Origin of the sequence: Streptomyces sp. 2-1 (genome assembly GCF_048564895.1) — a bacterium.
Lineage (GTDB): Bacteria > Actinomycetota > Actinomycetes > Streptomycetales > Streptomycetaceae > Streptomyces > Streptomyces phaeochromogenes.
In genome coordinates this window covers 10,953,663-10,977,011 of sequence record NZ_CP183383.1, presented here as the reverse complement: position 1 = coordinate 10,977,011, position 23,349 = coordinate 10,953,663, and the positions used below count along the sequence as shown (strand labels likewise).

At 68.4% G+C, this 23,349-nt stretch carries 25 protein-coding genes; 14 read left to right on the top strand and 11 right to left on the bottom strand.

Features of this window, described 5'->3' with window-relative positions:
• Positions 1-221: 221 nt before the first annotated feature.
• The gene (locus ACN20J_RS47960; RefSeq protein ID WP_419669087.1) at positions 222-806 is read right to left on the bottom strand and encodes a nitroreductase; all 585 of its coding nucleotides are present in this window, start codon (positions 804-806) and stop codon (positions 222-224) included.
• A 142-nt stretch (positions 807-948) separates the two neighbouring features.
• Positions 949-1,668 (bottom strand): alpha/beta fold hydrolase, encoded by a 720-nt coding sequence (locus tag ACN20J_RS47955; protein ID WP_190231494.1) that lies wholly within the window; start codon positions 1,666-1,668, stop codon positions 949-951.
• A 300-nt stretch (positions 1,669-1,968) separates the two neighbouring features.
• Between ACN20J_RS47955 and ACN20J_RS47950 the strand changes: the two genes are divergently transcribed.
• From ACN20J_RS47950 to ACN20J_RS47940, 3 genes are all read left to right on the top strand, one after another.
• Positions 1,969-2,442, top strand: coding sequence for a carboxymuconolactone decarboxylase family protein (locus ACN20J_RS47950; protein ID WP_419668583.1), 474 nt, complete (start codon positions 1,969-1,971; stop codon positions 2,440-2,442).
• Positions 2,443-2,653: 211 nt separating this feature from the next.
• On the top strand, positions 2,654-3,550 hold the full coding sequence (locus ACN20J_RS47945) for an RNA polymerase sigma-70 factor (protein WP_190231492.1): 897 nt from the start codon (positions 2,654-2,656) through the stop codon (positions 3,548-3,550).
• A gap of 154 nt (positions 3,551-3,704) precedes the next feature.
• Positions 3,705-4,454: an SDR family oxidoreductase gene (locus tag ACN20J_RS47940; protein ID WP_419668582.1), complete on the top strand. Its 750-nt coding sequence runs from the start codon at positions 3,705-3,707 to the stop codon at positions 4,452-4,454.
• 116 nt (positions 4,455-4,570) lie between these two features.
• On the opposite strand, the gene ACN20J_RS47935 is transcribed toward ACN20J_RS47940, so the two are convergent.
• Complete coding sequence (locus ACN20J_RS47935; protein WP_419668581.1) at positions 4,571-4,732, bottom strand: hypothetical protein; 162 nt, start codon at positions 4,730-4,732, stop codon at positions 4,571-4,573.
• Positions 4,733-5,101: 369 nt separating this feature from the next.
• Between ACN20J_RS47935 and ACN20J_RS47930 the strand changes: the two genes are divergently transcribed.
• Both ACN20J_RS47930 and ACN20J_RS47925 read left to right on the top strand, forming a co-directional pair.
• On the top strand, positions 5,102-6,802 hold the full coding sequence (locus tag ACN20J_RS47930; RefSeq protein ID WP_419669086.1) for an L-aspartate oxidase: 1,701 nt from the start codon (positions 5,102-5,104) through the stop codon (positions 6,800-6,802).
• A gap of 57 nt (positions 6,803-6,859) precedes the next feature.
• Positions 6,860-7,600, top strand: coding sequence for an RNA polymerase subunit sigma (locus ACN20J_RS47925; RefSeq protein ID WP_419668580.1), 741 nt, complete (start codon positions 6,860-6,862; stop codon positions 7,598-7,600).
• 30 nt (positions 7,601-7,630) lie between these two features.
• On the opposite strand, the gene ACN20J_RS47920 is transcribed toward ACN20J_RS47925, so the two are convergent.
• Positions 7,631-8,533 (bottom strand): helix-turn-helix transcriptional regulator, encoded by a 903-nt coding sequence (locus ACN20J_RS47920; protein ID WP_419668579.1) that lies wholly within the window; start codon positions 8,531-8,533, stop codon positions 7,631-7,633.
• A gap of 199 nt (positions 8,534-8,732) precedes the next feature.
• Here ACN20J_RS47920 and ACN20J_RS47915 point away from each other — a divergent pair, with 199 nt between their 5' ends.
• A complete protein-coding gene (locus ACN20J_RS47915) occupies positions 8,733-9,560 on the top strand; it encodes an SDR family NAD(P)-dependent oxidoreductase (RefSeq protein ID WP_419668578.1) in 828 nt (275 codons plus the stop codon).
• A gap of 143 nt (positions 9,561-9,703) precedes the next feature.
• Here the strand turns inward: ACN20J_RS47915 and ACN20J_RS47910 are convergent, their stop codons facing one another.
• The 4 genes from ACN20J_RS47910 to ACN20J_RS47895 form a co-directional block, all read right to left on the bottom strand.
• Positions 9,704-10,162 carry an SRPBCC family protein gene (locus ACN20J_RS47910; RefSeq protein WP_189842415.1) on the bottom strand — a complete coding sequence of 153 codons (459 nt, stop codon included), beginning with the start codon at positions 10,160-10,162 and terminating at the stop codon, positions 9,704-9,706.
• 253 nt (positions 10,163-10,415) lie between these two features.
• Positions 10,416-12,299 (bottom strand): ABC transporter ATP-binding protein, encoded by a 1,884-nt coding sequence (locus tag ACN20J_RS47905; protein ID WP_419668577.1) that lies wholly within the window; start codon positions 12,297-12,299, stop codon positions 10,416-10,418.
• Positions 12,300-12,534: 235 nt separating this feature from the next.
• A complete protein-coding gene (locus ACN20J_RS47900; RefSeq protein ID WP_419668576.1) occupies positions 12,535-13,668 on the bottom strand; it encodes an ABC transporter substrate-binding protein in 1,134 nt (377 codons plus the stop codon).
• Between the two features lie 106 nt (positions 13,669-13,774).
• A complete protein-coding gene (locus ACN20J_RS47895) occupies positions 13,775-14,389 on the bottom strand; it encodes a helix-turn-helix domain-containing protein (protein ID WP_372505337.1) in 615 nt (204 codons plus the stop codon).
• A gap of 134 nt (positions 14,390-14,523) precedes the next feature.
• On the opposite strand from ACN20J_RS47895, the gene ACN20J_RS47890 reads away from it, so the two are divergent.
• Positions 14,524-15,222: a class I SAM-dependent methyltransferase gene (locus ACN20J_RS47890; protein ID WP_190231484.1), complete on the top strand. Its 699-nt coding sequence runs from the start codon at positions 14,524-14,526 to the stop codon at positions 15,220-15,222.
• 53 nt (positions 15,223-15,275) lie between these two features.
• Positions 15,276-15,815, top strand: a complete 540-nt coding sequence (locus tag ACN20J_RS47885; RefSeq protein ID WP_190231483.1) for a DinB family protein — start codon at positions 15,276-15,278, stop codon at positions 15,813-15,815.
• A 12-nt stretch (positions 15,816-15,827) separates the two neighbouring features.
• On the opposite strand, the gene ACN20J_RS47880 is transcribed toward ACN20J_RS47885, so the two are convergent.
• A complete protein-coding gene (locus ACN20J_RS47880) occupies positions 15,828-16,691 on the bottom strand; it encodes a LysR family transcriptional regulator (RefSeq protein WP_190231482.1) in 864 nt (287 codons plus the stop codon).
• Between the two features lie 116 nt (positions 16,692-16,807).
• On the opposite strand from ACN20J_RS47880, the gene ACN20J_RS47875 reads away from it, so the two are divergent.
• Together ACN20J_RS47875 and ACN20J_RS47870 are read left to right on the top strand one after the other, a co-directional pair.
• A complete protein-coding gene (locus tag ACN20J_RS47875; RefSeq protein ID WP_190231481.1) occupies positions 16,808-17,467 on the top strand; it encodes a dihydrofolate reductase family protein in 660 nt (219 codons plus the stop codon).
• Between the two features lie 92 nt (positions 17,468-17,559).
• Complete coding sequence (locus ACN20J_RS47870) at positions 17,560-18,150, top strand: hypothetical protein (protein WP_190231480.1); 591 nt, start codon at positions 17,560-17,562, stop codon at positions 18,148-18,150.
• 57 nt (positions 18,151-18,207) lie between these two features.
• On the opposite strand, the gene ACN20J_RS47865 is transcribed toward ACN20J_RS47870, so the two are convergent.
• Together ACN20J_RS47865 and ACN20J_RS47860 are read right to left on the bottom strand one after the other, a co-directional pair.
• Positions 18,208-18,519: a hypothetical protein gene (locus tag ACN20J_RS47865; RefSeq protein WP_190231479.1), complete on the bottom strand. Its 312-nt coding sequence runs from the start codon at positions 18,517-18,519 to the stop codon at positions 18,208-18,210.
• Positions 18,516-18,701, bottom strand: coding sequence for a hypothetical protein (locus ACN20J_RS47860; RefSeq protein ID WP_055613218.1), 186 nt, complete (start codon positions 18,699-18,701; stop codon positions 18,516-18,518). The genes ACN20J_RS47865 and ACN20J_RS47860 overlap by 4 nt, the downstream gene beginning before the upstream one ends.
• A 179-nt stretch (positions 18,702-18,880) precedes the next feature.
• Between ACN20J_RS47860 and ACN20J_RS47855 the strand changes: the two genes are divergently transcribed.
• The 4 genes from ACN20J_RS47855 to ACN20J_RS47840 all read left to right on the top strand — a co-directional run bounded on the left by ACN20J_RS47855 (position 18,881) and on the right by ACN20J_RS47840 (position 23,301).
• A complete protein-coding gene (locus tag ACN20J_RS47855) occupies positions 18,881-19,885 on the top strand; it encodes a LacI family DNA-binding transcriptional regulator (RefSeq protein ID WP_189842424.1) in 1,005 nt (334 codons plus the stop codon).
• A 301-nt stretch (positions 19,886-20,186) separates the two neighbouring features.
• Positions 20,187-21,521: an ABC transporter substrate-binding protein gene (locus tag ACN20J_RS47850; RefSeq protein ID WP_189842425.1), complete on the top strand. Its 1,335-nt coding sequence runs from the start codon at positions 20,187-20,189 to the stop codon at positions 21,519-21,521.
• 119 nt (positions 21,522-21,640) lie between these two features.
• The gene (locus ACN20J_RS47845; protein ID WP_419668575.1) at positions 21,641-22,447 is read left to right on the top strand and encodes a carbohydrate ABC transporter permease; all 807 of its coding nucleotides are present in this window, start codon (positions 21,641-21,643) and stop codon (positions 22,445-22,447) included.
• 47 nt (positions 22,448-22,494) lie between these two features.
• Positions 22,495-23,301 (top strand): carbohydrate ABC transporter permease, encoded by an 807-nt coding sequence (locus ACN20J_RS47840; RefSeq protein ID WP_107102414.1) that lies wholly within the window; start codon positions 22,495-22,497, stop codon positions 23,299-23,301.
• Positions 23,302-23,349: the final 48 nt, after the last annotated feature.

The following is a 23,349-nucleotide window of genomic DNA, read 5'->3' as shown; positions in this document are numbered from 1 at the left end:
CAGTCGGCTCTGTCGGCTCGACGGCAGGGGATGCGGTCCCTGGTCGACCTTCGGGGTTCGACGCTCCTCACGGCCACGGCCACGGCCGCGACCAAGACCACTTGCCGAGTCACCCCGGCCGAAGCCCGAGGGAGCCCATGAAACCGGCCTCCGACCACAAGCAATCATCAAGATCAACTCTCCCAGCGCCGCACGGAATCGTTTTTGGTTCCTCACTCACGTCAGGGCGGGAGTCCTATTTGTGACATTATCCGCCGGATTTTTCTCGTGAGTACGTCGTTGAGATACGCGGCAGCATTCACGGCTTCAACTCCCCGATCGCGGGGCGTCGAGGTCGAGCGGGTCGCCGCCGCCTCCGCGCCCTCCGTCGGCTCCGCGGCACCCTCGAACCCGATCGACATGCCACAGAACAGGGTGAGCCCCTCCGGGGGCGACAGGATCTCCGCGACGGTCCGGTGATACTTCGCCCACGCCATCCGCGTACAGCTGTGCAGCCCTTCGACGCGGAACAGGAGACTGACGGTCTGCAGATACATGCCGACGTCGGACCACTGCACCGGGCCCAGGTCGCGGTCGACGTAGCAGAGCAGGGCGGCCGGCGAGCCGACGGCCGCACCACGTTCACCGAGCAGCTTCTCCAGCTCGGCCAGCGGCCGTCCGGTCAGCACATAGACGCGCCGCGGCTGGGGGTCAGGCACGGACGACGGCCAAACGGCAGCGGACAGTACCCGCTCCAGCACCTCCCGTGGGACATGCCGGTCGGTGAATCCGCACACCGACCGTCGGCTCGTAACCGCTTCATACATGTCCAAGACCGCCACCCCATCCGCTCGGCGTCCCCGCCTGGCCATCCCAACGATAGTATCAATCAATACCATCTCGTACGTGACCACCTTTGTGCGGGCCTCAGCCTTGCAGGCCTGCGGCCACGAGGCTTTCGTCCCGCACTCAGGCGGTGGCCTCCACCGCCTCGTTGATCAGGCGGGCGACGTCTCCAGGGCGCGAGACGCCGACCGCGTGAGAGGCGGTGACGGCGACCGCGGTGGCCTTGGCCCGCTCGGCCATGAACGTCTGTGTCTGCAGGGGGATGTTGAGGTCCTCCGTGGCCAGGAGAACCCAGGACGGGATCTCCTTCCACGCCGGGGCGGAGGCGGCCTCGGTCAAGGCGTCGTTCGTCACGGGACGTTGGGTGGCAGCCATGACCGCCGCCGTCTCCTCGGGAACGTCGGCGGCGAACTGGTGGTGGAACTTGCCCCGTTCGATGTAGAGGTCCGCGGTCCGGCTGCCGTCGGGAAGCGTGATCGGCACGGGGCGGAGCGCCTCACCAAGGGTGCTGCCCGGGAACTTGCCCGCGAGGTCCACTGCGCTCTCGCCCTCATCGGGCATGAACGCAGCGACGAACACGAGCGCCTTGACGTTGTCGAGGCCCTTCGCGGCGTTGCTGATGACGGCACCCCCGTAGGAGTGGCCGACGAGGACGACCGGGCCCTCGATGGAGGCGACAAGCTGCCTGACGTACTCGCCGTCGCTGGTCAGTCCGCGCAGCGGGTTGGCGGCGGCCACCACCGGATAGTCGTGCGACTGGAGCTTCTCCACGACGCCGTTCCAACTGGAGGAGTCCGCGAACGCACCGTGCACGAGGACGACGGTCGGCTTCTGTCCACTCATGGTGAGACCTTTCAGTTGCCTGCACGGGCGCGCGCTGTCGGGCGTACCCGTGAATCGAAAAGGCTGTTTCATCACGAAGGACCGAACTGGCCGCCCGGGTGTGACACGGCCCTGGCGCAAAGTGTCCGGGGCGTGCGCGCCTCGGTTTCATACCGGTGCCGCGTCTGGGCGGGTCTGCGGACCTGACCCCTGAGGGCGAGGAGACCCAAGGAGGCGCACGTCACGTTCCACTGCTGTCACGGATCACCGGGCGACCCGGTCAATTCGGTGTAAGCGCCCAATCACCGAGGAGATCCCGTCATGGATTCGCGTGTCAACTACTTCGGAAACGCTCTTGCCGGCAAGGTCATGAGGCACCTCAACTCCGCCAACAAGGTGGTGGCCGAGTCGACGCTGCCGGTCGCGACCCAGGAGCTGGTGAAGGTCCGCGCAAGCCAGATCAACGGCTGTGGATTCTGCACCGACATGCACATCAAGGACGCCGTCGCCGCCGGTGAGACCCAGCAGCGTCTGAACCTGGTGGCTGTCTGGCGTGAGGCGAAGGTCTTCACCGACGCCGAGCGCGCGGCGCTGGAGATCGCCGAACAGGGCACCCGCATCGCCGACGCCGCGGGCGGTGTCCCGGACGACGCCTGGGCCAGGGCCACGAAGTACTTCGACGAGGACCAGCTCGCCGCGCTGATCTCGCTTCTCGCGATCATCAACGCCTACAACCGCATCAACGTCATCAACCAGCAGCCTGCCGGGGACTACGAGCCCGGCATGTTCGGCTGAGGCGATCCGGCCTCGCCGGACATCACCGTCCGTCTCTTCGTCGCTGCGGCCCACAACGAGGAGGCGGGCTCCTCCGTCCGCAACCGGATCGACTCCCTCTCACCTCGCAAGAAGGACACAAACAGCAGGTCAGACGCAGTGCGAGTCGCTGGCGCCCAGGAGCGTGCGGTCCGTGGCGGCTGTAACATTGTCCTGGCCGAAGGGGGCCACCATGCATGCCGAGGATGACGCCGACTCGCTCGAGAGAGCGACGCGGGAGTTCATCGCGGCGCGACCGCAACTGTTCGGTGTCGCGTACCGCGTGCTCGGCAGTTCCACGGAGGCCGAGGACATCGTCCAGGAGGCCTGGCTGCGGTGGCAGAACACCGACCGCCGGGAAATCGTCGAGCCGAAGGCCTTCCTGACGACCGTCACCGCCCGGCTGGCGATCAACCTGGCGCAGTCCGCCCGGATGCGGCGCGAGGCGTACGTGGGCCCGTGGCTCCCCGAGCCGGTCGACACCAGCCAGGACCCGAACGTGGGTGCGGAACGCGCCGAGGCGGTCGAGATGGCGGTTCTTCTCGTCCTCGAGAAGTTGAACCCGGTGGAGCGGGCCGCCTACGTCCTGCGGCAGGCGTTCGACTACCCGTACCCGCAGATCGCGGAGATCGTGGACACCAGTGAGGCCAACGCCCGGCAGTTGGTGAGCCGGGCGCGCAAGCACCTGGCCGACGAACGGCGGGAGCCGGTCGACCGGGCGGAGCACCAGCGCCTGTTGAAGGTGTTCCTCACCGCGGCACAGACGGGTGATCTGGCCACGCTCGAGCACGTCCTCTCCGAGGACGTCATCAGCTACGCCGACGGGGGCGGCATCCGGGGCGCGTCGAAGATCCCGGTCGTGGGGCGTCAGCGTGTTTCCCGGTACCTCGAGGCGTTCGCCCCGCGTTTCTGGCCCGGGTCGGAGATCCGCTGGGTCGAGGCCAACGACCGGCCCGCGGTCCTGGTCTCCTCCGGCGACAAGCCGGTCGCGCTGCTGTGCGTCGACGCGTCGTCCCGCGGCCTCGAACGCATCATGTGGGTGATGAATCCGGCCAAGCTGGCACCCTACGTGGCGTCACTGGCGGCCTGATCGTCGTCCGAGGCAGGACCGCGGCCCGAATGCGGCGCCGCCCAGACCCTCACTATCCTGTCTTTGTCAGCACATACGCCATCGAAAGGTGCGGTCCCAGTTGCTGGCCTCACGCGCGCCACGCAGTGGACCGAGCGCCGAGAGGATCGTCATCATGAAGGTCGTAGTCATAGGCGGCACCGGTCTCATCGGTTCGAAGGTGGTGAGCAAGCTCGCCGCGCACGATCACGAGGCGGTGCCGGCCTCCCCCGACAGCGGTGTGAACACGCTGACGGGCGAGGGCCTGGCCGAGGTCCTGAAGGGCGCTTCCGTCGTGGTGGATGTCTCCAACTCCCCCTCGTTCGCGGACGACGACGTGATGGAGTTCTTCCGCACATCCACCACCAACCTCCTCAAGGCCGAGAGGGAGGCCGGGGTCACGCACCATGTCGCGCTGTCCGTGGTCGGTACCGACCGGCTCCAGGAGAGCGGCTACTTCCGTGCCAAGCAGGTGCAGGAGGAGCTGATCAAGGACTCCGGGGTTCCCTTCTCCATCGTCCACGCCACGCAGTTCTTCGAGTTCATGAAGGGCATCGCTGCGGGAGCGACCAAGGACGACAACACCGTCCACCTGGCGCCGATCAAGATCCAGCCCATCTACTCCGACGACGTCGCAACCGCCGTCGGCCGCACCGCGATCGGCGAGCCTGTCAACGGCGTGTTCGAAGTGGCCGGTCCCGACACGTTCCAGCTGGACGAGTTGATCCGTACGGGGCTCGAAGCCAAGAACGACCCTCGAAAGGTCGTGGCGGACCCCAAGGCCCCGTACTTCGGAGCCCAGTTGGAGGAAGCCACGTTGCTCCCCGGCACCGGAGCCCGCATCGGTGAAACCCATTTCGCCGACTGGTTCGCGCAGCAGCCGTAGCCCCGCACCCCCGTGTACAACGACGTACCTGCCGACGGGCGTTCTCATACGGGCGCGGGCGCAGGGGCGGGGCGGCCGTGTCTCGCCACCCCGCCGTCCTCAAGGGTTTTCGCCGGTCATCGGACCGTGCGGACCGCCTCCTCGATGAGGTCGGTGACCTTGCCGGGGTGGGAGACACTCACGGCGTGCGAGGCCTTCACCTTGACCGTGTGGGATCCGGCCCGCTCAGCCATGAAGTCCTGGGTTTTCGCCGGGATGTTGAGGTCCTGGGTGGCCACCAGGTCCAGGACGGGACGAGTGCCTTGACGTTCTTGTTGCCGGCCGCGGCGTCGGCGAACGGGTTTCGCCGAGCCCGCGGCATCACGGCAGGGCACCACCGCCACCGCGTAGCGGACCGATGGCGCACCGCAGGCACGGCAGGGCGCGGGGGCGGGCCCGGTGCGAAAATGGTGGGACGCGAGGTGGCGCGGTCGGCGCGAGGTGGCGTGGTCGGCCTGGGCATGCCGCGCGGATGGCGCAGAAACGCCTGATCAGGTGCGGGAGTCATGGGCCCGATGTCACAAACGGCGGGATCAACCGGTCGTACTCAGTGACGAACCAAGTGATCGGAGCGGAACGTGGCTATCACCGAGCAACGCCTGTCCACCATGGTGTTGGTGATCGGAACGGGCGGAGCGGGACTACGGGCGTCCATCGAGCTGGCCGAGGCAGGCATGGACGTACTCGCCGTCGGCAAGCGGCCCAAGGAGGACGCGCACACGGCCCTGGCGGCGGGGGGCATCAATGCGGCCCTGGCCACCATGGACCCCGAGGACAGCTGGCAGCAGCACGCCGCGGACACGCTCAAGGAGAGCTATCTCCTCGCCGATCCCCGCACGGTCGAGATCGTCACCCAGGGCGCCGCCCTGGGCATCGACGACCTGGAGCGCTACGGCATGGCTTTCGCCCGGGAGGAGGACGGCCGCATCTCCCAGCGCTTCTTCGGTGCGCACAAGTTCCGGCGCACCGCCTTCGCGGGTGACTACACCGGTCTGGAGATCCAGCGCACGCTGGTCAGGCGCGCGAGCCAGTTGCAGGTCCGCATGCTCGACAGCGTCTACATCACCAGGCTCCTGGTGCACGACGGTGCGGTGTTCGGCGCCTACGGCTTCGACATCAACGACGGGACGCGTTACCTGATCCACGCCGACGCCGTCATTCTGGCGGCGGGCGGCCACACCCGAATCTGGCGACGTACGTCCTCGCGGCGCGACGAGAACACCGGGGACTCGTTCCGGCTGGCGGTGGAGGCCGGTGGCCGTCTGCGCGACCCCGAGCTCGTGCAGTTCCACCCCTCGGGAATCATCGAGCCCGAGAACGCGGCCGGCACGCTGGTCAGCGAGGCTGCCCGCGGTGAGGGCGGAATCCTGCGCAACGCGCTCGGTGAGCGGTTCATGTCCCGCTACGACCCCGAGCGCATGGAACTCTCCACGCGGGACCGCGTCGCCCTCGCCTCCTACACGGAGATCCGGGAAGGCCGCGGCACAGCCAAGGGGGGTGTGTGGCTCGACGTGTCCCACCTGCCCCGTCAGACGATCATGAGCCGGCTGCCGAGGGTCTACCAGACTCTTCTGGACCTGCAGATGCTGGACATCACCCGCGACCCGATCGAGATCGCGCCGACCGCTCACTACTCGATGGGCGGGGTGTGGGTCAGTCCCGAGGACCACAGCACCGACGTACGCGGTCTGTACGCCATCGGCGAGGCCTCCAGCGGCCTGCACGGCGCCAATCGCCTCGGTGGCAACAGCCTCATCGAGCTGCTGGTCTTCGGTCGTATCGCGGGACAGGCCGCGGCCGCCTACTCGAAGGGCCTGACGGCACAGCCGCGGTCGGCGGTCGCGGAGGCCGAGGCCCGGTTCGAGATCGACGGCCTGCTCGCCGCGGACGGCCCCGAGAACGTCCGTGCCCTGCAGCGCGCCATCCGTAACACCATGACCGAGCACGCGGGTGTCGTCCGCGACGAGGAAGGACTGCGCGCCGGTCTGGCGGAGCTGGCCGAGATCGACGCGCGCATGGAGAACGTCGGGATCCACCCGGACATCGCCGGCTTCCAGGACCTCGCGCACGCCTTCGACCTCAAGTCCGCGGCCCTCGCCGCCCGCGCCACGATCGAAGCGGCGATCGAGCGCCGGGAGACCCGGGGCTGCCACAACCGCGGCGACTACCCGGACATGGATCCGGCACTGCAGGTCAATCTCGTCTGGTCCCCGAAGACGGGAATCACACGCGAGAGCATCGCACCCGTTCCGGACGAGATCGCAGCCGTGATGGAAGAGGTGTCCACCGAAGGCAAGCTCGTGGAGTGACCGACGATCGGAGCGGTCGCCTGTTCTGTGCGGTGCCGTGCGAGTGGAGGACGCCGTATGAACGACGCAGGTGGATCGGTGTCCATCGCCGATCTGCTCGACGAACGGCGGCATCTCCTGGACGTCGCGCACGGGATGCTCGGCAGCCGCTGCGAAGCGGAGGATGCCATCGCCGAGACCTACCGGCGGTGGTACGCACTGTCCAGCGCGGAGCGGGCGCGGATCACGGCCCCTGGGGCCTGGCTCGTTGAGGCCGTAGGCAGTATTTGCGGCCAGGCTCGGCCGAACGTGCTGGACTGCATGTCCACGGCCGTGGACCTCGTGGGACGGGCGGAACCGGAGTACGCCGAACCGGCCGACCGCGCGCTGCACAGTCTGCGGGCAACGCGCTCGCGTCCCACCACGACGCAGCGCCATGACGCCGTGGTCCTTACAGTCCAGCAGGCCTGCGTCACCGAGGATGCGCCCCTCCTGGCCTCCCTGCTGGCACCCAACGCCATGGCGTTCTTCGACGGCGGTGGCAAGGTCCGCGCACCGACCGGGCCCGTCCACGGCAACCTGGAGGTCGCCCGCAGCCTGCTGACCCTGGTCGCCCGGCACCCGCGCATCACCTTGCACACCCACTCGGTCAACGGCCACGCCGGAATCGTTGTGCGCTACGACCACCAGGTCGCCGCCGTCATCAGCCTCGACATCGCCGGTCGCCATGTCGTCCAGGTCTGGGTCACCCTCAACCCGGACAAGCTCCGCTCCTGGAACCGGTCACGGGACGGGGGCGGCCCCGGTCAAGGGAACTGAGGGACTCCACCTTGTCGACGGCTGCCTGCGTCACCCATGCGGCGTGGCCCTCGGTGTCTCCGAGACGTCGGATGTCGATCCGGCTGCGCGGGCATAGTCGGCGGCCCATGCGGAGAGCACCGTCAGGGCCTCGTCCGACGGTGATCCGGGGTCCGCCAGGAAGGTGAACAGGGTCTGGTCGGGGTCGCCGGGGAAGGTCAGTGCCTCGGTGCGGAGGGTGAGGCGGCCGGCGATCGGGTGGTGGAGGGTCTTGGTGCCGTGGCTGGGCTCGACGACCTTCTGTCCGGCCCACCAGCGCAGGAAGCGGTCGCTCTTCATGGACAGCTCCCCCACCAGTTCGGCGGTACGTGTGTCGTCGGGGTGACGGGCGGCGTCCATCCGCAGCGTCCCGACGAACATGGAGGCGGCCTTCTCCCAGTCCTGCGCGAAGAGCGAGCGCGCGGCCTCGTCGAGGATGACCCAGCGCACGGCGTTCCGGTCCCGGACCGGCATCGCGCCGAAGTCGGCGAGCAGGGCGCGGGCCATCCGGTTGCTCGCCAGGATGTCGGTCCGGCGCCCCAGCACGAAGGCCGGGGTGTCCCCGAGACGCGCGAGCAGCGCATGCACCCCGGGGCGCACCTTCTGCACGGTTCGGGGTGTGCGGCGTCGGCTCGTGGCCGGTCGGCGCGCCACCGCGTGCAGGTAGCTGCGTTCCGCCGGATCGAGTTGCAGAGCGTCCGCGAGGGCGTCCAGGACGGCTTCCGAGGGTGTGATGGGCCTGCCCTGTTCGAGGCGTGTGTAGTAGTCCACGCTCACGCCCGCCAGAGCCGCCAGTTCCTCCCTGCGCAGGCCGGGGACCCTGCGCGGGGCCGCGTCACGGATACCGAACTGCTGCGGGTCCAGTGCCGCGCGCCGGGCGCGCAGGAAATCGCCGAGTCCCTCGTTGCGCTCCATGACCCCATGGTCGCCGGTGCCTGCCCGCCGTGTCCCGGTGAAGGTGGCCCTGCGGATCCCAGGAAGAAGCGGGCCAATCCCATGGCCGCCGCGCGCCGGTGCCGGCGGTTGGCTGGAGAGCGGGACACCACCGCGGTGCTCCCGCCTCGTCCACCGGACCGTACGACTGACGCACGGCCCACCGCAGAAAGGCTCCGCCATGTCTTCCACCTGGCTCATCACCGGCGCGACCTCCGGCTTCGGCCGCCTCGTCGCCGAACGTGCACTCGCCGGTGGCGCCCATGTGATCGCCGTCGGCCGGCGCCGCGACCGGCTCGCCGAACTCGCCGAGAGTGCCCCGCACGGGCAGGTCACGCCGGTCGCCCTCGACCTCACCGCACCCGACGCACAGGACGTCCTGGCCGAGGCCGTGCGTTCCGCAGGGGGCCTGGACGTGCTGGTGAACAACGCCGGCTACGGGCTGTTCGGTGCCGTCGAACAGGTCGACGCGGACGCGGCGCGCGCGATCTTCGACACCAACGTGCTGGCCAACCTCACCGTCCTGCGCGCCACCCTCCCCGCCCTGCGAGCCGCCCGGGGCCGGATCCTGCAGACCTCCTCGCTCATCGGGCAGTTCGCCTGGCCCTCCTCGGGCCTGTACTCCGCGTCCAAGGGCGCCGTGGAACTGATCAGCGAGGCCCTCGCGCACGAACTGGCCCCCACCGGTGTCAAGGTCACCGTCATCGAACCGGGTACCTACGCCACCGAGTTCTCCACCAGCCTCCACGTCGTCGCCCCGAACGACGTCTACCTGCCGACCGTCGGACAGTTCCTCACCGACTTCGCCGCGCTGCCGCCCCAGGCGTTCGGCGCCCCCGACACCGTCGCGGACGCCATCATGGCCGTGGCGGAGCTGGACGAGCCGCCTCTGCGCCTGGCCGTCGGCGCGGACGCCGTCGAACACATCCGGGCCTCGCTCCGCTCCCGCCTGGCCGAACTCGACCGTTGGGAGCACTTCCCGCGCGTACCGGCGGGCGAACCGGCCTGACCGTCCCACACCAGCGACGCACGAAACGGGCCCCGCTTCCTGCGGGCCCGGCGGCGTGCCGATGTGCGCGGTCGACGCAGACTGGAGCCGAGCGGGACCGGACAGGGCCGCCCGTGCGGCGTCAGCGCGGCGTCCGTGCGGCGTCAGCGCGGGCTGATCGCCGCTTCGGCCGCGGTCTTGATGCGGGAGCCGAAACCGTCGGCGTCCTTGCGGGCGGCGGCGAGCGCCAGGCCGACGAGGAGCTTGCCCAGTCCGTGGCCCTCCAGGACGTTGAAGATACGGACCCGGGTCCTGCCGTCCGCCAGCGACTCCAGGTCGTAGCCGCCTTCGCGTGCCGTCACGCTGTTCTTCGTCACCTCGGCCCACCGGATCTTGACCGGGGCTTCGAGGGTGGTGATGCGGAACTCCCTGGCGGTCTTCATCCCGGCGTCCTTGACGGTGCTCCGAAAGACTGTGCCCTCGGCCGTGGGGGTGTCGGGGATCCGCTCGATCTTGAGCACCCGGGGGCTGAACTGCGGGTCGTTGCGTCCGTCGGCGAGGTAGGCGAACACCTCTTCGACGGGCCGATCGACCTCGACCGTCGCTTCGAACTGTCCTGACATCGGCACTCCTGATAGGTCGAGCCGCTCCGCGCCGACGCGCCCCCTTCCGCTGATGTCGGCCGGACCGCCATGCCGCGTGGGAACTGCCTCGCGTACACGCGAAGGAACGCGAGGGCCGCGCCGTACCGCCCGTCCTGTCGTGGCGGCACCGCGACCCTACGGGACCACCGGGCATCCCGCGCGGTAAGCGACACAACCACGAGCAGGAGGGAGCGGGCCCCTCCGATATCTGGAGGGGCAACCGAGGAATCTGTCAGCGGTCCTGCGAAAGGGCGAGGAGTTCGGCGAAGGTACCGCCCGCGTGGACGAGGTCCTCGTACACCCCCTGTTCCGTGATGCGGCCCTGCTCCATGACCACGATGTGGTCGGCGGTCTTGGTGTTCTCCAGCCGGTGCGTGACGACGATCGTGATGCGGTCGGGGGCGATGGTCCTGATCCTTTCGAAGATCCCGTGTTCACCCCTCGGGTCCATCTGGGAGGTCGGCTCGTCAAGGATCAGCAGCTGGGGGCGGCGGTACAGAGCCCTGGAGCAGGCCAGGCGCTGCCACTGGCCGCCGGACAGTTCGGCTCCGCCGAAGACCTCTCGGGCGAGGAGTGTGTCGAGGGCGGCCGGGAGGTCTTCGACGGCCTCGCGCATGCCGACCGCGTCGACCGCTTCCCACACCTGCGCGTCGTCCAGGCTGCGGGGCTGGCCCAGTGTCACGTTCTCCCTGACCCGCAGTGGCCACTGGGCGAAGATCTGCGGCACCAGCCCGATGCAGTTCCAGACGGTGGCCGGGTCGACCTGGGCGAGGTCCTGGCCGTTCCAGGTGACGTGTCCCTTGTCCGCCAGGTAGATACCGGTGATCAGACGTGTCAGCGTGCTCTTGCCGGAGCCGTTCACCCCGACGATGGCGAGGATCTCTCCCCGGCGCAGTGTCAGGGTGACATCGTCGACGGCCGGCTTGTCCTTCCCGGGATAGGTGTACGTGACTTCGTCCAGCCGGATCTCGTCCACCGGCGCACCGACTGTCAGTTCACCGCGTTGGGGAGCCCGTTCGCCGGCGTCGTCCAGGAACGCCTGCATGTCGCTCAGGTAGAGGCTCGTGTGGAAGACGGCAGCCCCGTTGATGACGACCTGGGACAGCGCGGCCAGGGTCGTCTGGACCGCGAGGACCGCTGTTGCCGCGATGGCGAGTGCGATCCGCCCGGTCACGGCCAGCCAGGCGAGGACCGCCCAGGTGGCGAGGAGAAGACCGCCACCGGCGAGAGATGACAGCAGCGCGATCCGCAGCGTCCGGGGTGCGGCGGCCAGGGTGCGCTTGTCGACTCGCTCGGACAGTGCCCGGTTCCAGTACAGGAGGTAGTCCGTCATGCCGTTCGCGCGGACCTCGTCACCGTACTTGGGGGTCGTGGACCACCAGCGCATCATGCCGCGCACATTGCGGTCGGCGACGTTGGCGTAGTGGATCTCGTAGTCGACGCGGGCGGTGAGTACCGCTCCGACGCCGGCCGGGAGCACGGCCAGGAGGAGCAAGGGCAGCATCAAGGGATTCAGCACCGACAGGACGCCACTGGCCGTGACCATCTTGACGAGTGCCGACATGAAGCGCTGTGCGTCCGTGACCATGACGTGCGTGCGGATCACCCCCATCTCGGCGGCCTCCTGACGGTCCGCGAAGCCGTCGACCGCGTACGCCGCCGCCTCGACCCGGCAGACGGCCTCGACGAGGGCTGTGTCGGTCGCGGTTGTCAGCCTGGGTGTGATGCGCCGCTCGGCGTACGTGGCCACGGCCCCCGACCCGCGGGCCAGCGCACTCGCGCCCGCCACGACGAGGAGTGCCGGCAGGGCCGCGTACAGGCGATCGGCGACGGCGTCGTCGCCGAGGATGGGGCTCATCGCCCTGGCCGTCGCGGTCAGCTGCACGGCGGCGGCCACACCAGTGATCAACTGGCAGCCCAGGAGCAGGAGTACGGCTCGGCGATCAATGGACCAGGACATCCGCGCGATGCGGCGCAGGACTGCGGGAAGCTGCGCGCAGAGCTTGCGGAAGGTCACTTCGCCGAGCGGGTTCACCGAGTACTGCCCCGAGTACGTGATCTCGGCCGGCGGCGGTGGGGGTACGGAGTGCGCGTCGTTGGTGGCGGCTGAGGTCAACTGGACTTCTCCTGCACGGTCGTTGGGAACGAGATGGAGCTACCGGGCTCAACGACATCGACCACGAATCGAACACACGTGTTTTGGACGGAGCGGATTCCTTGCAGGAGCGCGAAGAGCCAACGTGCCGGATGCATCCACCCTTGACGCACACGGGTCGCCGCGTGCGGCCCGATGGCCGAAACGCCGGTGCGGATACGTGTGTTGCGGGTGAGGCAGTCCGAACTCCGGGCTCTCAGCCGGTGTGAAGGATCCGGAAGCGGTCGAGGTCCGCCGGATCCCGGTCGACGACCTGGATCGGCGTCCCGGCCCATTGCCAAACGCTGATGCCCGGCATGCGGGAGAACCGGATCTGCCCACGAGTGCCTTCGACTGCGACGCGCGGCCAGGAGTCGGCGGTGCGCGCCGCCCGGTCCACGCCGTCGGTACGCAGCACATCGGCGAGGACGGCGACCGTGTCGTAGCCCTCGAAGGCGACGAAGGAGGGCGCTGCGGCCAACTGCTCGCGGAGAGCCGTCCCGACTCGTTCGCCGAGTGGGGTGAGGCGCTCGGGCAGGTAGCGCAGGAACGGGATCGCGGCGCTGTCGTCGCCCAGCGACGTCGCCCATTCGGCGAACTCCGGCTGCCCGGCCGGAGCTCCGATCATGATCTCGGCGAGCCGCTGGTCGCGGCGGACGGACTTGACGATCGACACTGCCGGTTCGGGGTGGCCGACCAGGAGAAGGAGGACAGTCGCGCGATTGTCGGCGAGTTCGTCGCACACGGCCGTGGCGTCGCAGCCGGCCGTGGCGTCGAACGCACTCATGTCGAGTTCGGTGACGGTGCCGCCGCGTGGAGCGAGGTAGTCCCGCAGAATGCGGGTCCCAGCTGCCCAGTAGACACTCGGCTGGGCTGCTACGGCGATTCGGCTGTGGCCCGCGGCGAGGAGGAAGTCCGCGTAGACCTGCCAGCCGCGGGACTGCGGCGGGGGGAGCCGCGCGACCCATTCCGTCGGCTGTTCGGTGAGCGCATCGAGCACCGCTGACGAGCAGAGGAACGGCAGGCCGAGGGCGTCGGCCCTGGTGGCGGCGGCACGGGCGACGACGCTGTGGTACTCCCCCGCCAGGGCAGCCACGCCCAGGCCGGCCAATTCGTCTACGGCCGCGGCGGCCCTCTGTGGGTCGGCCGCGGTGTCTCGGACCACCAGCTCAAGTGGTCTTCCGGCGATGCCGCCGGCGTCATTGACCTCGCGAACGGCCAACTCGAGTCCGGCGAGCAGGTGTTGGCCCGCCTCGGTCCAGCCGGGCCGGGTCAACGGAACGAGAGCGCCGATCTGTACGGACGATCCGTCGGTCCGCTCCGCTCCGGGTCGCGATGGTGGCGTGGTCATGTGTTGGCGTCTCCCCGTGTGTCGTTTGGCCATCCTTCCTCGACTGGCATCCTGCCCTCCAGCTCCATGCCGAACGACCGGCGGAAGGGGCGGGAGGCTGAGACGGTCAGTGCCTGGAGGGTGCCAGGTGTGCGCGCTCTCCCTGCGGGCCGAACAGGGCGAGCAGTTCCGCGGGCCGGCTGTCGGCGCTGCCGATCCAGTGTGGTGTGCGGGTGTCGAACTCCGCGGCCTCTCCGACGCCGAGCCTGAACTCCTGCTCGCCGAGCGCGAACCTGACGTGTCCGTTGAGGACGTAGAACCACTCGTATCCCTCGTGGGTCTGCAGGTTCATCGTGGGTGCCTGACCGGCCGGCGGATAGATCACCTTGTAGGCCTGGATGCCGCCGGCCCGCCTGGTCAGTGGCACCATCACCAGGCCGGATCGTCGCACTGGTCGCAGGTGGACGCGCGGGTCACCGGTGGGCGGCGCCGCGACGAGGTCGTCGAGCGGGACGCCATGCGCCCGGGCCAAGGGAAGCAACTGCTCCAGCGTGGGGCGGAGTTTGCCGTTCTCGAGGCGGGAGAGGGTGCTCGCCGTGAGGCCGGTTTCGGTTGCCAGCGCTGCCAGCGTGGCGCTCCGCGCCCGGCGCAGGGCACGCAGTCGGGGCCCGACTCCGGCCAGAACGTCTCCTGCGGGGTTGCCCATGTTGCCGTCCGTGTTGCCGTCCATGTTGTCCTCCATGAGCCCGATGATGCGGATCCGCAATTTTTCTTGCAAGGGCGAAACGGCGGTGGCGATGCTGTGCGTACATCACCGGCGTCGAATGTGCGGAACGGATCACGCTCGGCACGTCGGCCGACGAGGGGACAACTCAGATGGATTCCACCCGACACCGACGGCCCACCGCCGACGCCACGGGCGCGGGCTCAGGCTCGGGCGACCAGGGCACGGCGGACGACGACGCCGAGCGGTTCTGGGAGCAGCACTACCGCACCCCGCGTGCCTGGAGCGCACGGGTCAACCCACTGCTCGCCGAGACCGCCACACCGCTGCATCCCGGCGCGGCCCTGGATCTGGGCTGCGGCGCCGGCGGCGACGCCATCTGGCTCGCCCAGCGGGGCTGGCACGTCACCGCCGTGGACATCTCCACCACGGCCGTCGAACGGGTGCGGGAACGTGCCCGCGATATCGGCGTCGAGGACCAGGTCGTCACCGCACAGCACGATCTGGCCAGAAGCTTCCCGGCCGGTCAGTACGATCTCGTCTCCGCCCAGTACTTCCACACCCCACTCCCGTTGCACCGCAGCCGGGTTCTGCGCACCGCCGCACGGGCTCTGCGACCCGGCGGTCTCCTGCTGGTCGTCGACCACGGTTCCACCGCGCCCTGGTCGTGGAATCAGGACCCCGACATCCACTACCCCACACCCACCGAGACCGCCGCCGAACTCGATCTCGACCCCGCGCACTGGTCCGTCCTGCGCGCCGACATGCCTCGGCGCGGGGCCACCGGACCCGCTGGGGAGACGGCCACCGTCATCGACAATGTCCTGCTCGTCCGGTTCATCGGCGGATGACCGACGGATGAACGCCCGAACCACACGACATCACGTCGGAACGGAGTGACTCGATGTCAGGAAATGGCGCGCAGCAACCCCAACCTCGATCCCAACCCCTATCCCGATCCCGATCCCGGGCAAAGGACACCGGACCTCCGCTGACCGGCGCCGACGAGAAGGCCACCCTGCGGGGCTTCCTCGACTATCTGCGGAACGCGGTCGCGGACAAGGTCGAGGGCGTACCGGAACCCCAAGTCCGAACCGGCGGAGTGCCCTCGGGCACCAACCTCCTGGGGCTGGTCAAGCACCTGGCGTTCGTCGAACGGTTCTACTTCCTCGGCGAGGATGTCGGCGACTGGCGTACGACCATGCGGCCGTCCGCGGAGGACACCGTGGACGGTGTCCTCGCCGACTACCGGAAGACCGTCGAGCGGGCGAACCAAGTCATCGACGCCTGTCCGGACCTGACTCTTCCCGCCCCGCGACCCCCGCGCCGAGGACAGGCGCCATCCATGCGCTGGGTTCTGGTGCACATGATTGAAGAGACCGGCCGACACGCCGGCCACGCCGACATCCTCCGCGAGCAGATCGACGGATCCACCGGCCGCTGACCGGCCGACCACCTACCGGGCGGAGCCCTGGATCGCCTGGATCAGCGCCGTGGTGGCCGGTGGGTCGGGTGGATCGCCGTAGGTGACGGTGTAGATCTGGCGGGGGAAGTCGGGGATCTCGGTGGTGTGCACGTCGGGCAGACGGTGGGCGCGGAGTGCGAGTCCGGGCAGGGTGGTGACTCCGATACCGGCGGCGACGAGGGCCTGCACGACGACCATGTCGTCGCAGACGGACTCAATGAGTGGGGCGAAACCATATTGCCGACAGACGGCGGTCAGCTCGCCCTGGCACCGTTCGCAACCGCCGATCCAGGCGGAGTCGCGATGGTTCGCGACGCTGTCGTCGGGGCTCCGGCTCACCAGGTAGATCGGGTCGTCGGCCACGTGGACCATGCGGAACCCTTCGTCCTCCAGCGGAGCGTGCGCGTACCGGAAGACGAGTGCGACGTCGATCTCGCCGTGTCGCAGCATCTGCAGCGCTTCGACCGGATGACGGTCGATCACGCTCAGCGTGAGGCCCGGGTGCGCCTCGGTCAGCATGGTGGCAGCCTTCGGCACGATCGTGCTCAGTACCGACGCGTTGGCGGCGAGGCGCACCCTCCCCGACGCCAGACCGACCTGCGCGGCCAGTTCGTTCGTTGCCGCGTCGACCCGTCCCACGATCTCGGTGGCCCGGTTGGCCAGCAGCACGCCCTCAGGGGTCAGCCGGATCCCCCGGCCCACCCGCTGGACGAGCTTTACACCCGTGGCCGCTTCCAGGCGGGACAGGTGATGACTCACCGACGGCTGCGAGTAGTGCAGTTCCCTCGCCGCTTCGGTCACCGATCCGTGTCGCGCCACCGCGGCCAGCACCTTGAGATGGACCAGGTTCAGCACATATCAAGGATATCAATGTGTTCTTCGAAGTACTGGCATTAGACGTCATCTGTGCCTCGGTCCATGCTCGTTGGTGAGGGCGCCGATGGCGGTGCCGAGCCGACCGAGGAGACACGATGAGCAAGCTCAGGTGTCACATCTCCATCTCGCTGGACGGCTACGTCGCCGGCCCGAACCAGAGCGAGGAGAACCCGCTCGGCGAGGGTGGCGAGGGGCTCCACGACTGGGTGGTTCCGCTGGCCGCCTTTCGCCAGCCCCACGGCGAGCAGGGGGGCGAAGTCAACGCGAGCACACCGGTGTTCGAGGAGTCGCTCCAGAACATCGGCGCCGCGGTGATGGGCCGGAACATGTTCGGCCCCATCGGCGGCGGCGCCTGGGGCGACGAGCAGTGGACCGGCTGGTGGGGCGACAACCCGCCCTACCACTACCCCGTGTTCGTCGTGACCCATCACCCGCGGAAGCCGGTGGAGATGGAGGGCGGGACCACGTTCCACTTCGTCACCGACGGAATCGAGTCCGCGCTGGAGCAGGCGAAGAAGGCCGCCGACGGTAAGGACGTCATGCTGTGGGGCGGCGGCCAGGTCGCGCAGCAGTATCTGGCGGCGGGGCTCCTGGACGAGCTCGAAATGCACGTCGTTCCGGTGCTGCTCGGTGGCGGCTCCCGCCTCCTCGACAACCTCGGCGACGCGGATGTGCGACTCGAACAGGTCCGGGCCGTCGAGGCACCCGGCGTCACCCACCTCAAGTACCGGATCCTGCCCGGCACTTCCTCTTGACCGGCTCGGCGATCCTGGGCCGGCACACCCAGCCGCACACCCACAGGCGGGCACAGAGGACCACCTGAAGGCACCCTGCAGAGGAGAGCACCATGCAGCTCGATCGCCTGAAGACATTCATCGACGACGTGGGACTCGTGGTGCGCAGCACCGACGACGAGCACGAGATCACGGCGCGGGTCGCCGAGCGGCTGTCCGCCCTGCTGGCGTCCGGTTACCGGCTTCCGTCGGAGGTCACGCTGTCATCGTCCGAGCGGCATCTGACGTATCCGCTCTACATCGCTCCAGACGACAGCTGGTCGCTGGCGTCCGTGGTCTGGGACATGGGCCAGCGGACCAAGGTGCATTCGCACGAGACGTGGGGCGTCGCCGGCATCTACGCGGGAGTCGAGCACGAGGTCCGGTACCTCAAGCCGACGGTGTCGGCCATGAACGCGCCACTGACGCCGGCCGGTGAAACGCGGTGGGTGCCGGGGCAGGTGACCGTCTGCTGCACCACCGACGACGACGTCCATGCCGTGACAGCCGTCGGCAGCGAACCCACCGTCGGGATCCATGTCTACGGCGGCAACATCGGTACGATCAGGCGGCGTTCGTACGATCCCGCGACCGGCGAAGCCGACTGGTTCGTCTCCGGCTGGGACAGCGTCGAGGACGTGTCCCGAGCGAGGGCATCGAGCTGAAGCCGCGCCACCGTGCGGGGTGGGCCGTGAACCCGGCACGCCGCGCGAAGCGATTCACTACAGGTCGAGCACCGCTCGAAGCGCGTCGTCGACCAGGGCCTGCTGCTCGGGGCCGATGTTGCCGAGGCAGGTGCCTGTCTCGAAGCGGGCCGCGGAGAGCTGAAGCAGGTTGACGGCCACGACCGAGGCGTCGACCGGAGTCGCCAGGCGCACGCTCATCGCCGTATCGGGATGAGCCGCGGGGGCGTGCAGCACCAGGGCGACCACGGCCCCGTACCGGTCGGCGAGCCCGTCGAGGCTGGCGATCAGCACGGTCCGGTTGCCCTTGCCGGTGTCGACGTCCCACACGTCGCCCTTGCGGATCGTCACAGAGCGTCGCCCTCGCCATCGAGATCGAGGCGCTCCAGGGAGGCGAGCCGACCGGCGGCGTCGAGGGTCATCTGACGGCGCACGGCCTTGACGATGTACTCGTTCAGGGAAGCAGCGCCGGCCGCGGCATCGCGCAACGGCTTGTCCATGGAGTCCGGAATCCGAACGGTGATGGCAGTCATGCCACCAAATCTAGTGCCACGACTGCCATCACCGCACCCCTTCCCCCGATGCCGTTCCCCCGGAAGCCCTGACCGGGGTCGGCCGGTTCGTCCAAGGCCTGGCGACGTACCGAAGCCCCGTACGTGCATACTCAGGCTTTGCGCGCGCACCGGCGTTCGCGAGAAGCAGGAGGTGGGCGATGGTGTCGGCATCGGGAGCGGAGTCCCGGAAGATCACGATCAACGACGTCGCCAAGTCCGCGGGGGTGTCCAGGCAGACCGTGTCGCGGGCACTCAACGACAAGGACGAGATCGACAGCGACACCAAACAGCGCGTGCTGGACGCCGCTCGCGCGCTCGGTTACCGGCCGAGCCGGTTCGCCCGGGGCCTGGTCCGCCAGGACACCATGACCATCGGGCTGGTCATCCCCGACCTGCTCAATCCGTACTTCACCGAGGTCGCGGCCTCCGCGCTGGAGGCCGCCAGGACCCATGGGTGGCATGTCGTCGTGTACGACACCGCCGACCGGGCGGAAGAGGAGCTCGGCACGCTCCAGGTGATCAGTTCGCAGGTCGACGCGGTCATCGGCTACTTCAGCTGCTCCGACAGCGAACTCGAGTCGTTCACCCGAGGCATGCCGGTCGTGCTCATCGGCCGTGAGGGCAGGTCCACGCGGTTCACCTCGATCCGGATCGACGGCCGGGAGGGGGTCCACGCCGCGGTGACGCACCTGGTCGCGAAGGGGCACACACGGATCGGCATGATCGACCACCAGGCCCGGGCCGAGCCGAGCATCCGCCACACGTGGTTCACGGCTGCCGCGGCGGCGCACGGGATCGACGGCGGCATGGTGGTCGGTGCGGATCAGACGGCCGACGGCGGCGGCTCGGCGCTCAGGGAGTTGCTCACCGCTCATCCCGACGTGACCGCGGTCTTCACGTTCAACGACATCATCGCGATCGGCGCCCTGCGGGAAGCACGCCGGCTGGGCAGGAGCGTGCCGCAGGATCTGGCGGTCGTCGGCTTCGACGGTCTTCAGCTCGGAGCACTCATGGAGCCCCCGCTCACCAGCGTCGCCCTCGACACGCGGCAGCTCGGGGTGCTCGCGATCGAGCAGGTCGCACGGCTGCTTTCGGACCCGCGCGCCCTCGCGGTCGAGGACCTGGTCGTCCATGCCGAGCTGCGGCTGAGCGAGTCCGCGTAACCCGCCGGAAACGCGTCCGCTCCGAATGTCTTGACATTGAACGGCGCCGAAGCGCAGACTTCCGAGCACTTCGCATTGCACCTCGCGGGGTATCCCCGAGAACCCCCGTGAGCGCTCCCGTGAGCGTTCACGGGACCGCTCACAAGTACCCATAACCAGTGTTTTCCCCACCTCGCCACGGCGCTCGGCGCCTGAACCGACACCGTTGCGTCCTGTCCCTTCCACCCAGCGGGCGTTCCGCCCCAGGGATCAGCATCGAGCCGCCTAGCACCGTCGCTAGCCGTTGTCTGGAACGGAAAATATGAGCAACACAGTCACGCGTATCCGCCTCGCCGTCGTCGCCGCGGCAGCCGGCGTCCTCGTACTCGCCGGATGCTCGTCGTCCGACTCGTCGGACAAGTCATCCGCAGCATCGTGTGAGCCCTCGAAGGGCAAGGTCACCCTCCAGTACTGGAACACCGTCAACGGCATGGACAAGGTCGTCGACCTGTGGAACAAGGACCATCCCGACATCCAGGTCGAGTCGAAGAACATCTCCAACGACCAGTACGGCGCGATCGGCAACGCCCTGAAGGCCGGTAAGGCCCCGGACCTCGCCCAGGTCGGCTACGACCAGTTGCCCACCCTGCGCTCCCAGGACGCCTTCGTGGACGCCACGGCCTGCAAGACGGCCGCCGGCACCGAGTCGAAGTTCGTTCCGTGGACCTGGTCGCAGGCCAGCTTCGGCGGCGAAGGCGTGTACGCCCTTCCGCAGGACACGGGCCCGATGGCCATGTACGTACGCACCGACATCTTCAAGAAGTACGACGTCCCGATTCCGACGACCTGGGACGAGTACACCACCGCCGCGCAGAAGCTCCACAAGGCGAACCCGAAGCTCACCATGACGTTCTTCGACCCGAACAACGCCGAATGGTTCAACGGGCTCCTCTGGCAGAACAACGCGAACATGTACAGCTACTCCGGCGACAAGTGGCACGTCACCGTCGACTCGGACAAGAGCAAGCAGGTCGCCGAGTACTGGCAAAAGCTGATCGACGACAAGCTCGTGCGCACCGACCTCGCCAACGGGTCGACGCAGATGTTCGCCGCCTACCAGAACGACCAGATGGCCACCCAGCTCGGGGCGGCCTGGGGCTACACAGGCATCCGTGACAACCTGCCCGGCCAGGCCGGCAAGTGGTCGATCGTCCCGATGCCGACCTGGGGTGCGGGCGGCAACTCCGGTGACTGGGGCGGCTCGACGGTCGCGTTCATGAAGGGCGGCAAGCACCTCTACGAGGCGGCCGAGTTCAACACATGGCTCAACACCGACCCCAAGGCGCTCGCGCTGGCCAACGAGGTGGGCGGTCTGTACCCGGCGTCCACCGACGGGCTGAAGCTTCCGGCGCTGACCAAGGGTGTGCCTTACTACAACAACGAGAAGATCTTCGACGTCTTCGCCGAGTCGTCCAAGAAGATCGACACCGACTTCAGCTGGGGTCCCACCCAGAAGACGGTGAACCTGGCACTGCAGGACGCGATGGCCAAGGCGGTGGCCGGTGACGGCAAGCTGACCGGCGCCCTCGCGGCCGCCCAGGCCTCCGCGCTCAAGTCGATGGACGACCTGGCCATCCCGGCCACGGCAGGCAAGTGACCGCGGAATGACCGACATCGCCACCCGCCCCACCGACGCGGTGTCACCACCGCCCCGGGGCCGGCACCATCGTCGCGTTCCTGACGCCCTTCTTCCTGCCGTTCGTCCTCTTCTACCTGGTGCCCATCGGCTACGCGCTCTGGCAGAGCTTCCGCGTGGTACGCCGCTCCGGCGGGCAGTACGGCACCTCGTACACGACGTTCGGCGGCTTCGAGCAGTACGTCGAGGTGTTCCAGAACGACGAGTTCTGGGCCAGCATCGGCCGTATCGGACTGTTCGGCATCGTGCAGGTGCCCGTGATGCTGTTCACCGCGCTGGTCATGGCGCTGCTCCTCGACACCCACCTGCTGAAGCTCAAGGGGTTCTTCCGCACCGCCGCGTTCATGCCCTACGCGGTACCCGGCGTCATCGCCGCGATCATGTGGTCGTATCTCTACTCGCCGCAACTGAGCCCGGTCGTCGACCTGTTGAACGGCATCGGTCTGAAGCCGGACTTCCTCGGCCCCGGTGCCGTGCTGTGGTCGGCGGCGAACGTCTCGACCTGGCTGTGGACCGGCTACAACATGCTGATCATGTTCTCGGCGCTGCAGTCCATCCCGCAGGAACTGTACGAGGCCGCGAGGATCGACGGGGCGAGCAACTGGGTCATCGCCTGGCGCATCAAGGTCCCGATCATCGCCCCGTCCATCGTCATGACCACGGTGTTCTCGATCATCGGCACACTCCAGCTGTACTCCGAGCCGGCCGTGCTGCGCCAGATCTCCTCGAACATCTCCAGCACGTTCACCCCGAACATGCTGGCGTACACCGTGGCCGTGGGGAACAACTACCAGCAGGCCGCCGCCATTTCGGTGGTCATCGCCGTCATCACGTTCGTCTTGAGCTTCGGGTTCATGCGACTGACCTCCAAGAGGGCGGGACTGTGAGCAATCGACCCCCTTCGCAGGAAAGCCGCGTGAGCCGTACGGCCGTCATGGCCCTGATGCTCGTGCTGGCGATCTACTTCATGCTGCCGCTGTACTTCCTGATCGTCGCGGCGACCAAACCGCAGGGCGATCTCGCCTCCACCAGCGGCCTGACGTTCTCGAACTTCCAGCTGTTCGACAACCTGCACACCCTGTTCACCTTCAACGACGGCATCTTCGCCCGATGGATCCTCAACACGGTCGTCTACGCCGTGCTGGGCGCGGCCGTGGGCACCCTGATCTCCGCGCTGTGCGGTTACGCGCTCGCCAAGTTCCGCTTCCGCGGCCGGGAGTTCCTGTTCTCGGTGATTCTCGGCGGCGTGCTGGTCCCCAGTACCGCGCTGGCGCTGCCGCTGTTCCTGCTGTTCTCCGAGGTAGGACTCGTCAACACCTACTTCGCGGTGTTCCTGCCGAGCATCGTGAGCCCGTTCGGCGTCTATCTCGCGAGGATCTTCGCGAACGCGGCTGTGCCGCAGGAACTCATCGAGTCCGCGCGGCTCGACGGTGCCGGCGAGTTCCGCACGTTCTTCTCGGTGTCGTTCAAGCTGATGTCGCCGGCGCTGGTGACCATTTTCCTGTTCCAGTTCGTCGGCATCTGGAACAACTTCTTCCTCCCGATGGTGATGCTCCAGAAGGAGGAGCTCTTCCCGATCACGCTCGGCCTCTTCACCTGGAACGGGCAGACCGCCCGCACCCCGCTCCTCCAGGAGTCCGTGATCATGGGCTCGTTGGTGTCGATCGTGCCCGTGATCATCCTGTTCATCGTCCTCCAGCGGTTCTGGCGCACCGGACTCGCCGCCGGCTCCCTCAAGTGACCGCCTTCGCCCACTTCTTGTCTCCGCACGCCCCGCCCGCACAGAAGG

Bases quoted from the DNA above. Each gene is read 5' to 3' on its own strand.
- ACN20J_RS47960 (WP_419669087.1), bottom strand. From the start codon at position 806: ATGTATGAAGCGGTTACGAGCCGACGGTCGGTGTGCGGATTCACCGAC.
- ACN20J_RS47955 (WP_190231494.1), bottom strand. From the start codon at position 1,668: ATGAGTGGACAGAAGCCGACCGTCGTCCTCGTGCACGGTGCGTTCGCG.
- ACN20J_RS47950 (WP_419668583.1), top strand. From the start codon at position 1,969: ATGGATTCGCGTGTCAACTACTTCGGAAACGCTCTTGCCGGCAAGGTC.
- ACN20J_RS47945 (WP_190231492.1), top strand. From the start codon at position 2,654: ATGCATGCCGAGGATGACGCCGACTCGCTCGAGAGAGCGACGCGGGAG.
- ACN20J_RS47940 (WP_419668582.1), top strand. From the start codon at position 3,705: ATGAAGGTCGTAGTCATAGGCGGCACCGGTCTCATCGGTTCGAAGGTG.
- ACN20J_RS47930 (WP_419669086.1), top strand. From the start codon at position 5,102: ATGGTGTTGGTGATCGGAACGGGCGGAGCGGGACTACGGGCGTCCATC.
- ACN20J_RS47925 (WP_419668580.1), top strand. From the start codon at position 6,860: ATGAACGACGCAGGTGGATCGGTGTCCATCGCCGATCTGCTCGACGAA.
- ACN20J_RS47920 (WP_419668579.1), bottom strand. From the start codon at position 8,533: ATGGAGCGCAACGAGGGACTCGGCGATTTCCTGCGCGCCCGGCGCGCG.
- ACN20J_RS47915 (WP_419668578.1), top strand. From the start codon at position 8,733: ATGTCTTCCACCTGGCTCATCACCGGCGCGACCTCCGGCTTCGGCCGC.
- ACN20J_RS47910 (WP_189842415.1), bottom strand. From the start codon at position 10,162: ATGTCAGGACAGTTCGAAGCGACGGTCGAGGTCGATCGGCCCGTCGAA.
- ACN20J_RS47900 (WP_419668576.1), bottom strand. From the start codon at position 13,668: ATGACCACGCCACCATCGCGACCCGGAGCGGAGCGGACCGACGGATCG.
- ACN20J_RS47895 (WP_372505337.1), bottom strand. From the start codon at position 14,389: ATGGAGGACAACATGGACGGCAACACGGACGGCAACATGGGCAACCCC.
- ACN20J_RS47890 (WP_190231484.1), top strand. From the start codon at position 14,524: ATGGATTCCACCCGACACCGACGGCCCACCGCCGACGCCACGGGCGCG.
- ACN20J_RS47885 (WP_190231483.1), top strand. From the start codon at position 15,276: ATGTCAGGAAATGGCGCGCAGCAACCCCAACCTCGATCCCAACCCCTA.
- ACN20J_RS47875 (WP_190231481.1), top strand. From the start codon at position 16,808: ATGAGCAAGCTCAGGTGTCACATCTCCATCTCGCTGGACGGCTACGTC.
- ACN20J_RS47870 (WP_190231480.1), top strand. From the start codon at position 17,560: ATGCAGCTCGATCGCCTGAAGACATTCATCGACGACGTGGGACTCGTG.
- ACN20J_RS47860 (WP_055613218.1), bottom strand. From the start codon at position 18,701: ATGACTGCCATCACCGTTCGGATTCCGGACTCCATGGACAAGCCGTTG.
- ACN20J_RS47855 (WP_189842424.1), top strand. From the start codon at position 18,881: ATGGTGTCGGCATCGGGAGCGGAGTCCCGGAAGATCACGATCAACGAC.
- ACN20J_RS47850 (WP_189842425.1), top strand. From the start codon at position 20,187: ATGAGCAACACAGTCACGCGTATCCGCCTCGCCGTCGTCGCCGCGGCA.
- ACN20J_RS47840 (WP_107102414.1), top strand. From the start codon at position 22,495: ATGGCCCTGATGCTCGTGCTGGCGATCTACTTCATGCTGCCGCTGTAC.